The sequence below is a fragment of the Nonomuraea sp. NPDC049624 genome (genome assembly GCF_040675255.1).
Lineage (GTDB): Bacteria > Actinomycetota > Actinomycetes > Streptosporangiales > Streptosporangiaceae > Nonomuraea.
In genome coordinates, this window is record NZ_JBFAOR010000003.1 from 902,845 (window position 1) to 914,887 (window position 12,043).

Consider the following 12,043-nt stretch of genomic DNA (forward strand, 5'->3'; position numbering starts at 1 on the left):
AGCGCTGCGGCTCCCGGTACGGCTCAGCCCCGATACTGCGTCAGCCCCGGTACAGCTCGGCCACGCGGAAGGCGAGGTCGAGCGACTGGCCGCGGTTGAGCCGCGGGTCGCAGGCCGTCTCGTAGCGGGTGCCGAGGTCGCCCTCGACGATCTCGTGGCCGCCGCCCACGCACTCGGTGACGTCGTCGCCGGTGAACTCGATGTGGATGCCGCCCGGGTGGGTGCCGAGCGCGCGGTGGACCTCGAAGAACCCGGCCACCTCGTCGAGCACGTCGTCGAAGTGGCGCGTCTTGTGCCCGCTGGGCGCCTCGAAGGTGTTGCCGTGCATCGGGTCGCAGATCCAGGCCACCTGGGCGCCGGCGGCCGTGACCTCCTTGACCAGGGTGGGCAGGTGCTCACGGATCTTGGACGCGCCCATCCGGGTGATGAACGTGAGCCGGCCGGGCTCGTTGTCCGGGTTGAGCTTCTGGATCAGCGCCAGCGCCTCCTCCGGCGAGGTCGTCGGCCCGAGCTTGACGCCGATCGGGTTGCGGATGCCGGCGAAGAAGTCGACGTGCGCGCCGTCGAGCTGACGGGTGCGCTCGCCGATCCAGACCATGTGCGCCGAGACGTCGTAGGGCAGGCCGGTGCGCGAGTCGATGCGGGTGAGCGCCCGGTCGTAGTCGAGGATGAGCGCCTCGTGGGAGGAGTAGAACTCGACCGTGTGGAACTCCTCGGGCTCGGCCCCGCAGGCCCGCATGAAGGCCAGCGCCTGGTCGATCTCGCGGGCCAGCTGCTCGTAGCGGCGCCCGGCGGGCGACTCGGCCACGAAGTCCTGGTTCCAGGCGTGCACCTGGCGCAGGTCGGCGTAGCCGCCCTTGGTGAAGGCGCGCGCCAGGTTGAGCGTCACCGCCGAGGAGTGGTACGCCTTGAGCAGCCGCCACGGGTCGGGCTCGCGGGCTTCGGGGGTGAACTCGAACCCGTTGACCATGTCGCCCCGGTAGGCCGGCAGCTCCACGCCGTCGCGGATCTCGGTGCCCTTCGACCGAGGCTTGGCGAACTGGCCCGCCACCCGGCCGATCTTCACGACCGGCACCTTCGCCGCGTAGGTCAGCACGATCGCCATCTGCAGCAACGTCTTGAGCTTGTTGCGCACGTTGTCGGCGGTCGCGCCGGAGAAGGTCTCGGCGCAGTCGCCGCCCTGCAGGACGAACGCCTCTCCGCGCGAGACGGCCGCCAGCTGCCTCTTGAGCTGGTCGCACTCGCCGGCGAAGACGAGCGGGGGCAGGCCGCCGAGCTCGGCGACGACCTTGTCGAGCTCACCGCGATCGGGCCAGTCGGGCTGCTGGGCCGCGGGGAGGGCTCGCCAGGAATCGAGATCCACGAGATTGCTGCTCACGAGATACGAGGGTATTCCACTGACCCGGGCCCACCGACCCCCTTGTCCACGTTGTGAGAATGCATTTATCAGCTTTCGGGAGACTTCACATGCTCAGGCAGCACCCCGAGGCCGATGAAACGCCGCGGCAGCCGGTTGAACAGCGGGATCCTGGTCAGGTCGCGCGGCATCCCGGACGCGTCGAACCGCCGCCCCAGCGCCGGCGTGATCACCTGGTTCTGCACCAGCCGCTGGGCCGCCTGGGTGACCCGCGTGGGCAGCATGCGCCGCCGCTGCAGCCGGTGCAGGAGGGACTCGGGGATCGGCAGGCCCGCGGCCAGCGGCGCGGCCAGCAGGTTGGCGGCGGCCACCGCGTCCTGGACGGCCAGGTTGATGCCCACCCCGAACACCGGCGACATGGCGTGCGCCGCGTCCCCGATGCACAGGAAGCCGGGGCGGTGCCAGCGGCGCAGCCGGTTGAGCGCGACCGTGAGCACGCTGACGTCGTCGAAGCCCTCGATCTGCCCGACCCGGCCGGCCAGGTACGGCAGCAGCGTGGCCACCGGCCGCCTGAGGGCGTCGATGCCCTGCTCGGTCAGCCGCCCGAAGCCGCCCTTGGGGATCAGGTAGGCGAGCTGCCAGTAGGTCTCGCGATTGATGGCGACCATCATGTGGCCGCTGGAGACGCGCAGGAACGTGTCGTCGGGGTCGTCGTCGTGCCGGGGGAGGCGGAACCAGACCACGTCCATCGGCGCGTGCAGGTCCTGGGGGACCAGGCCGGCGCGGGCGCGCAGCGCCGAGTGCCGTCCGTCGGCCGCCACGGTCAGCGTGGCGCGCAGCTCGTGCTCGCCGGACGGGTCGCGGTAGCGCACCCCGCGCACGGCCCCGCCCTCCCGGATCAGGTCGTGGGCCTCGGCGTTCATCAGCAGCCGGAAGTTCGGGTACGCGCTCGCGGCCGAGGTGACCAGCTTGAGGAAGTCCCACTGGGGGACGAACGCGATGTAGTCGTAGCCGCCCGGCAGGCCGCGCAGGCTGGCGAGCCTGATGTCGCCGGTGTCGGTCACCAGCCGCAGCTCGTGGGCCTTGCGGTGGGGCAGCCGCAGGAAGTCCTCCGCCAGGCCGAGCTCGGCCAGCACGCGCAGGGTGGAGGGGTGGATCGTGTCGCCGCGGAAGTCACGCAGGAAGTCGGCGTGCTTCTCCAGCAGCGTGACCTCGACGCCGGCCCTGGCCAGCAGCAGTCCGAGCACGGCCCCGGCGGGGCCGCCTCCGGCTATCACACACGTCATAATTCATCACCCAATGAGATTGTGTCACGTCCCCGGAAATGAGCAAGCCCCCGCGCCGCTCCGGCGGGCCCGGAGCGGCGGTGGGGGGAGCCGGGTCAGGAGGGGAGGGGCGGACGGCCGTAGCGGGCCGTCCAGGCCGTGTAGACCGGGCTGCGGGCCGCCACGGCGGCGTGGGCCGCGCGGGCGCTCTCCAGCAGCGCCGGCGCGTGCGCGGCGAACGACGACCGCCAGATGAGCACCTGACGCATCCACAGCGGGTTCCCGCGCAGCGGCAGCACCGACACCCGCTCGCCCGGGTCGTAGAGCGCCTGGCAGGCCGACACCGCGTGCCCGGCCGCGATCAGCTCCCGCCGCACCCCGGCCTCCACGAGCTGGTACCGCCCGCGCGGCGTGAAACCGGCCCGCCGGCACGCCTCCAGCAGGTGCTCCGGCCAGCCCATCCCGTCGGGCGGCGGCAACACCCACGGCTCGCCCGCCAGCTCGGCCAGCTCCACCTCGGCACGCCCGGCCAGCGGATGGGCGGCGGGCAGCGCCACGAACACCGGCTCGACCGCCACCACGCCCATCCCCATGGCCGGGCCGGGCCGCAGCTCGTGGTCGGGGTAGTCGGCCACCAGCGCCACGTCGAGCCGTCCGTTGGCCACCATGTCCACCAGCACCCGGACGTAGTGCTCGGTCTGCAGCGTGATCCGCGCCTCGGGCAGCGCGCCCGCCAGGTTCGCGACGAGCGGCACGACGACGGGGTTCTCGAAGCCGCCCACCCGGATCGCCTGCCCGGCCAGCTCGTACGGCCCCGCCGCCAGCAGGTCGTCCACCCCGGCGAGCACCACCCGCGCCCTGGCCAGCACGAACTCCCCGAACGCGGTGGCCGCCACGCCGCGGTGGTCGCGGGTGAAGACCGCCCCGCCGAGCAGGCGTTCGATCCGTCCGAGCTGGGCGGTGAGCGCGGGCTGGGAGACGCCGAGCGCCGCCGCGGCCCTGGTCACACTGCCGTGGTCGGCGATGGCGCGCAGCGTCCTGAGATGTCTCAGTTCGAGCTGCATCCCGCAGAAGCTATCACTCCGGAGTTATGCCCTTATGGGATGAGACTGCCGGATCTATCCGGCCGATAGTGCATGACATGCGTAGATTCGCGGCCCTGGTACTGGCCGCCGCCGTCCTCCATGTCCCATCCGCCCATGCGTCGGCGGCCGCCGACGGGCCCGGCGCGGCCACCGTCGTGCCGGTCCAGGTCACCGGCGCCCCGGCCAAGCGGTTCAACCTGATCGTCATGGGCGACGGCTACACCGAGGCCGAGCAGGCGAAGTTCCGGGCCGACGTGGACCGGCACCTCAACGTGATGTGGTCGATCGAGCCGTTCAAGACCTACCGCGACTACATCAACGTCTACCGGATCGACATCGTCTCCGGCGAGTCCGGCGTGAGCTGCGACCCCGGCCTGGACGCGCCCCGCCGTACCACCCCGCTGAGCATGGGCTTCTGGGGCGGCTGCAACCCCGGCAGCGTGCAGCGGCTGATCACCATGGACAACTCCGCCGCCACCCGGTTCGCGAACCTGGTCACCGGGACGACGTCGGGCAACCGGCAGATCCTCGCCCTGGCCAACAGCGGCACCTACGGCGGCGCGGGCGGCAGCTACGCCACCGCCTCGGGCAGCAACTCCATGTCCGCCCTGATCAGCCCGCACGAGCTCGGCCACTCCCTGGGCGGCCTGCAGGACGAGTACGACTACTACCAGCGCGGCGTCCCCGGCGGGACCTACGGCGGCTCCGAGCCCTCCAGCGCGCACCACAGCCTGCTGACCGAGCAGCAGATGCTCGACCAGCGCCGGAAGTGGTGGCGGTGGCTGGGCGAGGACAGCGAGTCCGGCGGCCCGATCGCCCGCTACGAGGGCGGCCTGTACTACACCAGCGGCGTGTGGCGGCCGAGCAGGCACTCCATGATGAAGACCCTCGGCTACTACTTCGACCAGGTCAGCCGCGAGGTCATGACCCAGCGCATCACCGCCAAGACCACGCTGATCCAGGACTCCACGCCGACCGCCGCGCCCGTCGGGGCCGACCGGGTGCTCTGGGTCGAGCCGATGCGCCCGGTGGGGCACTCGCTGACCACCACCTGGGCCGTGGACGGCAAGAACCTGCCCGGCGACGCCGACGTCCTCGACCTGCGCACGCTGGGCCTGGCCGCGGGCACGCACACGGTCACGGCCACGGTCGCCGACCCCACGGAGTTCGTCCGGGACCCGGCGATCCGGACCGCCATGAGCAAGACCCGCACCTGGACCGTGGACACCACGCTCACCACGCCGCCCGACGGCGTCCAGGCCGCCGTCGTGTCGTCCACGCCGACGGACCGCCCGGCCGGGCGCGACGCCGTCGTGTACGTCGAGACCACCCACCCGGCGGCGTCCGTCCCGGCCGTCACCTGGGCGCTGGACGGCCGGCCGGCGGGCACCGGCACCGAGTTCGACCTGGGCGCGGCCGACCTGACGCCCGGCGCCCACACCCTCACCGCCACCCTCGGCGCCACCACGCTGACCTGGCAGGTCGACGCCACCGAGCCCACCACCGGGTACGAGCTGTCCGAGCCGCTCGCCCGCTCCGGCGACACCTACGTCTACAACGGCCCGTTCACGATGAAGCTCACCGGCGACGACGACCGCGACGGCTACGTGGTCTCGGAGTCCCGGGTGGACGGCGACGGCTGGTTCAACTACTTCGGCTGGCCCACCTCCTCCGAGCTGCCCTGGACGTTCACCGAGCAGGGCACCGTCATCGACTCCCTGGTCTACGGCAAGCTGCCGCGCGGCCGGCACACCGTCGAGTACCGCTCGATCGACGCCGCCGGCAACTACGGGCAGGCCAAGAGCTTCACCGTCACCACCATCGCCCCGCCGCCCGCCTGCGACCGCACGGTCACCGGCGCGCACCGCGGCCCGCTCACCGTGGCCGACGGCGTCACCTGCCTGAAGGACGCCCAGGTCAGCGGCCCGGTCACGGTCAAGGCCGGCGCCTCGCTGGTGACCGACGGCGGCCGGATCAGCGGCACCCTCACCGCCGCCGGGCCCGCCGCCGTGCACCTGATCAGGACCCGCGTGGACGGCGCGCTCAGCGTCACCGGCGCGGGCCGGCTCACGGTCGTGGGCGCCGAGCTGCGCGGCGCGGCCGTGCTCACCGGCAACACCGCGCCGATCCTGTCGGGCGTCACGGTCAAGGGCGCGCTCGCCTGCACCGGCAACACCCCCGGGCCGGCCGACCTCGGCGTGCCGAACCAGGTGAACGGCGCGGGCGGCGGTCAGTGCGGCAAGCTGTCAGCGGGCGTCAAGGGGAAGCCGTACGAGGCGGTCCAGGACGTCCGTCAGTGAGCTGACGGCCAGATCGCGGACCCTGGCGTACTCGGACTCCGGGTACTGCCGGGGTCCGTTCTCCACCAGCAGGATCAGGTAGAGGTAGGCGCGGTACAGGTCCAGCCGGACGCGGGCCGAGGAGGTCAGCTCCAGCGGCGTCACCTCGCGGTAGCCGGCCAGCAGCGGGTCGTCCTCGCGCAGCTCGTCGAAGATCGTCGGGGTGACGAACTCGGCGATCGGGTCGCCCCAGAACGCCCGCTCGTGGTCGATGATCGCCTGGATGCGCGGCTCGCCGGTCAGGTCGAGGAACACGTTCCCGGCCCACACGTCGAAGTGCACCAGGCACGGCGTGGTCACCTCGTCCAGCACCGGCGCGGCCCGCTCGAAGATCGCCATGATCTCGGCGGCCGGGCGGGGCAGCGGCGCCGGGTAACGCTCGGTGTCGGCCAGCAGCGCGCCCGCCATGGCCAGGAACGCCTCCCGCCAGGTGGCGCCGACGATCCCGGCGTGCGGGTAGCCGAACACCTCGCCGGTCACCGCGTTGAAGGCGGCCAGGTGACGGCCGAGCTCCCGGCGCAGCGCCTGCTCGCCCTCGGGCTTGACGTCGTTCCAGGAGACGCCGTCGAGCGCGGTCAGCATCAGGTAGTCGCCGCCGAGCACCGGGTCGTCGAACCCGGCCACCAGCAGCTCGGCCATGGGCACGCCCGCCGCGGCGGCCAGCTCGTAGGCGGCCGCCTCCATGCGCAGCAGGTTGCGCTCGTAGCTGAGCTGGTCGAGGTCGGGCGAGGGGGAGAGCTTGAGCACCACCTCGCGGCCGTCCTCCAGGGTCAGCCGCCACACGGCGTTGGCGTAGCCGTCGGTCAGCTCGACGGCCGTGAAGACGCCCGCGCCCACGGCCCGTCTGGCCAGCGCGTCGAGCTCGGCGGGCGATAAGCGGCGCTTGGTCCTGCTGTCCACGCGAGGCCCCTTCCGGGTTCAGGCGACGCTGATCGTCCAGCTCGCCACGTGTTCGTCGCCCGGCCGCAGCACGACCAGGTCGGTGCCGGAGTTGAAGGCGTCGGGCGGGCAGGTCATCGGCTCGACCGCGACGCCCTCGTAGCCGAGCTGCCGGCTCGTGCACACCTGCACCCACGGCAGCACCGCCGGGTCCCAGCCGACGCGCACCGCGCCCACCCGCACCTCGCCGCGGTCGAGCCCGGTGAAGGCGTGGTCGATCACGGTGTCGCCGACCGGGCGCGGCTTCCTGAAGTCGTACGGGGTGCCGGCGACGTCGGCCAGGCCGGCCGGCAGCAGCCGGTCGTCGGTCGTCAGGTAGCGGGCGGCGGGCAGCTCCAGCTCCTCGCCCAGCAGCCACGGGTGGGGCCCGCAGCCGTAGGGGGCGTCGGCCTCGCCGGTGTTGCGGGCCGTGACCGTCGTGGTCAGGCCGCCCGCGTCGAGCCGGTGCTCGGCCGACAGCGCCAGCGTGAACGGGTAACCGGGCGCCTCGGCCAGCTCGTACGTCAGGCGCGCCCGATCGGCCTCGGCCTCGGCCACCTTCCAGTCGACGACGGCGACCAGGCCGTGCAGCGCGTGACCGCGATCGGGCTCGGTCACCTCCAGCCGGTGCGAGCGGCCCTGGAAGGCGTAGCCGGCGCCGCCCACCCGGTTGGGCCAGGGGGCCAGGACGGTGCCCGCGAAGTAGGGGACCGGGCCCTGCTCGGGCCAGGTCGTCACGAGGTCACGCCCGCCGTGCCGGAGCGTTCTGAGCGCGGCGCCGCGCGGGCTGATCTGCGCGGTGTAGCCGCCGCCTTCGAGCTGGGGCACGGGAGAAGGTCCTTTCGTCGGGCGTGCGAGCAGCCGGGCCAGGATAACGCCTGGTCAGGCAGACTCTCGGCGAACCAGGTGCGTGTCGAGGATCACCACGGGCTGACGCAGCTCCTCGCCGTTGATGCGGGCCACGAGGAGCTGGGCCATCTGGCGGCCCATGGCCTCCGTGGGCTGGTGGACGGTGGTCAGCGGCGGATCGGCGTGCAGCGCGGCCTTGGAGTCGTCGAAGCCGATCACGGCGACGTCGCCCGGGATCGCCTTGCCCGCGGCCTTGAGCACGCGCATCGCGCCCAGCGCCATCGGGTCGGAGGCGGCGAAGACCGCGTCGAGATCGGGATGGCTCTCCAGCAGCTCCTGCATGGCGGTGGCGCCGCTCTCCTCGGAGAAGTCGCCGAAGGCCACGATCTCCGGCAGCCCCGAGGGCAGCAGCGCGTCGCGGTAGCCAGCCAGACGGTCGACGCCCACGCCCATGTCCTGGGAGCCGGCGATCGTGGCGATCGCGCCCCGGCCGAGGCCCAGCAGGTGTTTGACCGCCTGCCGGGCCCCCGCCCTGTTGTCCATGTCCACGAAGCTGTAGGGGTCGAGGCCGACGGGCCTGCCGCCGAGCACGGTCGGCACGCCCATCTCCTCCAGCCTGCCCGGCAGCGGGTCGGCGCCGTGCAGCGACAGCAGCAGCACGCCGTCGACGTGCTGCCCCGTCAGGTAGGTCTCCAGCCGCTCGTGCTCCTCGGGGGAGCGCGCCATCGCCAGGATCAGCTGCAGCCCGGTCTCGGCCAGCGCCGAGCCGATGCCGCGGATGGTGCCGGCGAAGTACGGCTCGTCGAAGACCCGGAACTGGGACTCCGACACCACCAGGGCGACCGTGTCCGTGCGGCGCGTGACGAGGGCACGCGCCGCCCTGTTGGGCACGTAGCCCAGCTCGCGGATGGCCAGCTCGACGGCCTCGCGGGCCTTGGCGCTGACGTTCGGCGAGCCGTTGATGACTCTCGACACCGTGCCCCGGCCCACACCGGCCCGAGCCGCGACTGCCTCAAGAGTCGGTCGGTTCATGTCGCCTATTCTGCCGGATGATCTCCGAGTACCAGTGCGCGCTGTCCTTCAGCAGCCGCTCCTGGGTGTCGAAGTCGACGTGGACCAGGCCGAAACGCTTGCCGTAGCCCCAGGCCCATTCGAAGTTGTCCATCAGCGACCAGGCGAAATAGCCCTGCAGGGGCACGCCCGCGTCGATCGCCTGCCGGCACGCGCCGAGGTGCGCCTCCACGTACGCCTGCCGCTGCGCGTCGTGGATGCGGCCGTCGGCCAGCACGTCGTCGAAGGCGGCGCCGTTCTCGGAGACCACCATCGGGATCGGCGGGTAGTCCCGCGCCACCCGGGTGAGCACCTCCACCAGGCCGTCCTCGTCGATCTCCCAGCCCATCGCGGTGACCGGCCGGCCGCCGTTGACGAACGAGACGTGCTCGCTGCCCACCCACGGCGAGGCCGTGTCCGTGGGGGCCGCCGCCGCCGACGCCTTGCCGCCGGGCGCGCCGGAGACCGTGAAGCGGCTGTAGTAGTTCACCAGCAGCACGTCGATCGGCGCGTTGATGATCTTCATGTCGCCCGGCCGCACGAGGTCGTCGTCGATCGGGATGTCGTACAGCACGTCCTCGGGGTAGCGGCCGGTCAGCAGCGCGTCCAGGAAGAACCGGTTCTGCAGGCCGTCGATACGGCGGGCCGCGTCCAGGTCGGCCTCGCTGCCGGTCTCGGGGGAGATCGCGTACAGGTTGACGCAGCCGCCGGCGCGGCGCGCGTCCATCGCCTGGACGGCCAGGCCGTGGGCGAGGTTGAGGTGATGCGCGCCCCTGATCGCGTTGCGCGGCTCACGCCGGCCCGGGGCGTGCTCGCCCGAGGCGTAGCCGAGGAACGCGGCGCACCATGGCTCGTTGACCGTGCTGAAGGTGTGGACGTGGTCCTTCAGCGCGTCGTGCACGATCGTGGCGTACTCGGCGAAGCGGTAGGCCGTGTCGCGGTTGGGCCAGCCGCCCTTGTCCTCCAGCTCCTGCGGCAGGTCCCAGTGGTAGAGGGTCAGCCACGGGTCGATGCCGTTGTTCTGGAGCTCGTCGGTGAGCCGCTTGTAGAAGTCCAGGCCCTTCTGGTTGACCGCGCCCGAGCCGGTCGGCTGGATCCGCGGCCAGGACACCGAGAAGCGGTAGGCCGTCAGGCCCAGGTCCGCCATGATGGCGACGTCCTGCCGGTAGCGGTGGTAGTGGTCCATGGCCACGTCCCCGTGGTGCCCGTTGAGCACCCGCCCCGGGGTCTTGGTGAAGGTGTCCCAGATGGACGGGCCGCGTCCGTCCTCGGTGACCGCGCCCTCGATCTGGTACGCCGAGGTGGCCGCGCCGAACGCGAAACCGGGAGGGAAGCGCAGCCCGGGACGAATCTGTTCCTCTTGTGTCGTCACGCCTTGACCGCACCTTCCATGAGTCCGCCGACGATCTGGCGGCCGAATGCGACGAATACCGCGATGAGCGGAATGATGGACAGCGCGGTACCCGCGAAGATCAGCGAGTAGCTGGTCGAGTAGCGCGCGTTGAGCGAGTTGATGGCGATCTGCACGGTCGGGTTGTCCGGCGTCAGCACGATCAGCGGCCACATGTAGTCGTTCCACATGAGCATGAAGGTGTTGATGCCGAGCACCGCCATGCCCGGACGCACGGCCGGCAGCACGACGTTCCACCAGATCCGCAGCGTCGCCGCGCCGTCCACCCTGGCCGCCTCGACCAGTTCGTTCGGCACGGCCTGGCGCGTGTACTGGGTCATCAGGAACACGCCGAACCCGTTGAGCAGGTACGGCAGGATGATGGCCTTCAGCGTGCCGGTCCACTCCAGGCTCACCATCATGCGGTAGAGCGGGACCACGCCCATCTGCTGCAGCGGCACCGCCATCGTCAGCAGCACGAGCAGCAGCAGGATGTTGCGGCCCCTGAACTGCAGGCTGGCGAAGGCGAACCCGGCCAGCGTGGAGATGATCACCACGGACACGGTGACGATCGCCGCGCTGACGAAGGAGTTGGTCAGGCCGAGCAGGAAGTGCGCGTCCTCGTTCTCCAGCACCGCGACGATGTTCTCGCCGAGGTTGCCGCCGGGCAGGAACTTCGGCGGCACCGACACGGCGTCGGAGTTCGTGCGCGAGGCGATGACGAGCATCCAGTACAGCGGGAACGCCGACAGGAAGATGGCCACCCCGAGCATGACCCGCGTCATGACGGTCGGTTTCCAGCCGGTCACTTGGCGCCTCCGATCCGCCGGACGAACAGGAAGTTGACGGCCGCGCCGATGAGGATCAGCAGGAACAGCAGCCAGGCGGCCGCCGCGGCATAGCCGTAGTCGAACTCGCGGAAGCCCTGCTTGACGACGAACATCGCCACCGTCTGGAACTGGCCCTGCGAGCCGCCGTCCACGTTGCCGTTGTAGAAGGTGGTCGGCTCGGAGAACAGCGTCAGGCCGCCGATCGTGGAGTTGAGCACCACGAAGATCATGGTCGGGCGCAGCATCGGCAGCGTGATCTGCCAGAACTGGCGCCGCCGGGACGCGCCGTCGATGGCGGCCGCCTCGTACAGGTCCTTGGGGATCGTCTGCATGCCGGCCAGGAAGATGATGGCGTTGTAGCCCGTCCAGCGCCAGTCGACCATCGCGGCGATGGCCAGCCAGGACGGGAAACGCTCGGCCCGCCAGTTGATCTTGTCCCCGCCGAACCAGCCCAGGACCCAGTTGACCAGGCCCCAGTCGCGCGCGAACAGCTGGGTGAACACCACGGCGACCGCGACCACCGAGGTGACCAGCGGCAGCAGCACGCTCATGCGGATCGGCAGGCGCCAGCGCAGCTTCTTGTTCAGCGCGTTGGCCAGGAACAGGGCCATCAGCATCTGCGGGATCGTGGCCAGCAGGAAGATGCCGACGGTGTTGGTGACGGCGTTCCAGAAGTCCTCGTCGGCCAGCAGCGCGGCGTAGTTGCCCAGCCCGGCCCACTTGGTCTCGCCGGTCAGGCTGTACTTGTAGAGCGAGTAGTAGAGCGTGAAGGCCAGCGGGAACAGCCCGAAGGCGGCGAACAGCAGGAAGTACGGGGACACCAGGGCGTACGGCATGGCCTTGACGTCGAGTCGGGAACGCCAGAGGCGGCCGGGTGGGCGGGCGCGGCGACGGTTGCCCCGCGCCGGCCGCGGATGAGAGTCGAAGCTCATAACAGACCTTTCGGCGGCAAGCCCGGCC

10 protein-coding genes are annotated in these 12,043 nt (G+C 71.5%); 1 reads left to right on the forward strand and 9 read right to left on the reverse strand.

Annotated features, from left to right (window positions below; translation table 11 throughout):
- Nucleotides 1-40: 40 nt before the first annotated feature.
- The 3 genes from AB0J76_RS15540 to AB0J76_RS15550 form a co-directional block, all read right to left on the reverse strand.
- On the reverse strand, nt 41-1,378 hold the full coding sequence (locus AB0J76_RS15540; protein WP_352329459.1) for a class II 3-deoxy-7-phosphoheptulonate synthase: 1,338 nt from the start codon (nt 1,376-1,378) through the stop codon (nt 41-43).
- Nucleotides 1,379-1,446: 68 nt separating this feature from the next.
- Nucleotides 1,447-2,643, reverse strand: coding sequence for an FAD-dependent oxidoreductase (locus AB0J76_RS15545; protein ID WP_352329458.1), 1,197 nt, complete (start codon nt 2,641-2,643; stop codon nt 1,447-1,449).
- A gap of 95 nt (nt 2,644-2,738) precedes the next feature.
- Nucleotides 2,739-3,686 carry a LysR family transcriptional regulator gene (locus AB0J76_RS15550; RefSeq protein ID WP_364389718.1) on the reverse strand — a complete coding sequence of 316 codons (948 nt, stop codon included), beginning with the start codon at nt 3,684-3,686 and terminating at the stop codon, nt 2,739-2,741.
- Nucleotides 3,687-3,763: 77 nt separating this feature from the next.
- On the opposite strand from AB0J76_RS15550, the gene AB0J76_RS15555 reads away from it, so the two are divergent.
- Nucleotides 3,764-6,007: a M64 family metallopeptidase gene (locus AB0J76_RS15555; RefSeq protein ID WP_352325789.1), complete on the forward strand. Its 2,244-nt coding sequence runs from the start codon at nt 3,764-3,766 to the stop codon at nt 6,005-6,007.
- Here AB0J76_RS15555 and AB0J76_RS15560 read toward each other — a convergent pair.
- Genes AB0J76_RS15560 through AB0J76_RS15585 form a run of 6 tightly spaced genes read right to left on the reverse strand, consistent with a single transcriptional unit; the run spans nt 5,954 to nt 12,015 of the window.
- A complete protein-coding gene (locus AB0J76_RS15560; protein ID WP_352325790.1) occupies nt 5,954-6,946 on the reverse strand; it encodes an aminoglycoside phosphotransferase family protein in 993 nt (330 codons plus the stop codon). The genes AB0J76_RS15555 and AB0J76_RS15560 overlap by 54 nt on opposite strands.
- An 18-nt stretch (nt 6,947-6,964) precedes the next feature.
- Nucleotides 6,965-7,792, reverse strand: coding sequence for an aldose 1-epimerase family protein (locus AB0J76_RS15565; RefSeq protein ID WP_352325791.1), 828 nt, complete (start codon nt 7,790-7,792; stop codon nt 6,965-6,967).
- 54 nt (nt 7,793-7,846) lie between these two features.
- Entirely contained in the window at nt 7,847-8,845 is a 999-nt protein-coding gene (locus AB0J76_RS15570; RefSeq protein ID WP_352325792.1) for a LacI family DNA-binding transcriptional regulator, read from the reverse strand.
- Nucleotides 8,826-10,235: a GH1 family beta-glucosidase gene (locus AB0J76_RS15575; protein ID WP_352325794.1), complete on the reverse strand. Its 1,410-nt coding sequence runs from the start codon at nt 10,233-10,235 to the stop codon at nt 8,826-8,828. Before AB0J76_RS15575 ends, AB0J76_RS15570 begins: the two co-directional genes overlap by 20 nt.
- Entirely contained in the window at nt 10,232-11,062 is an 831-nt protein-coding gene (locus AB0J76_RS15580) for a carbohydrate ABC transporter permease (protein WP_352325795.1), read from the reverse strand. Before AB0J76_RS15580 ends, AB0J76_RS15575 begins: the two co-directional genes overlap by 4 nt.
- A complete protein-coding gene (locus AB0J76_RS15585) occupies nt 11,059-12,015 on the reverse strand; it encodes a sugar ABC transporter permease (RefSeq protein WP_352325796.1) in 957 nt (318 codons plus the stop codon). The genes AB0J76_RS15580 and AB0J76_RS15585 overlap by 4 nt, the downstream gene beginning before the upstream one ends.
- Between the last annotated feature and the right edge of the window lie 28 nt (nt 12,016-12,043).

Bases quoted from the DNA above. Each gene is read 5' to 3' on its own strand.
- AB0J76_RS15545 (WP_352329458.1), bottom strand. From the start codon at position 2,643: ATGACGTGTGTGATAGCCGGAGGCGGCCCCGCCGGGGCCGTGCTCGGA.
- AB0J76_RS15550 (WP_364389718.1), bottom strand. From the start codon at position 3,686: ATGCAGCTCGAACTGAGACATCTCAGGACGCTGCGCGCCATCGCCGAC.
- AB0J76_RS15555 (WP_352325789.1), top strand. From the start codon at position 3,764: ATGCGTAGATTCGCGGCCCTGGTACTGGCCGCCGCCGTCCTCCATGTC.
- AB0J76_RS15570 (WP_352325792.1), bottom strand. From the start codon at position 8,845: ATGAACCGACCGACTCTTGAGGCAGTCGCGGCTCGGGCCGGTGTGGGC.
- AB0J76_RS15585 (WP_352325796.1), bottom strand. From the start codon at position 12,015: ATGAGCTTCGACTCTCATCCGCGGCCGGCGCGGGGCAACCGTCGCCGC.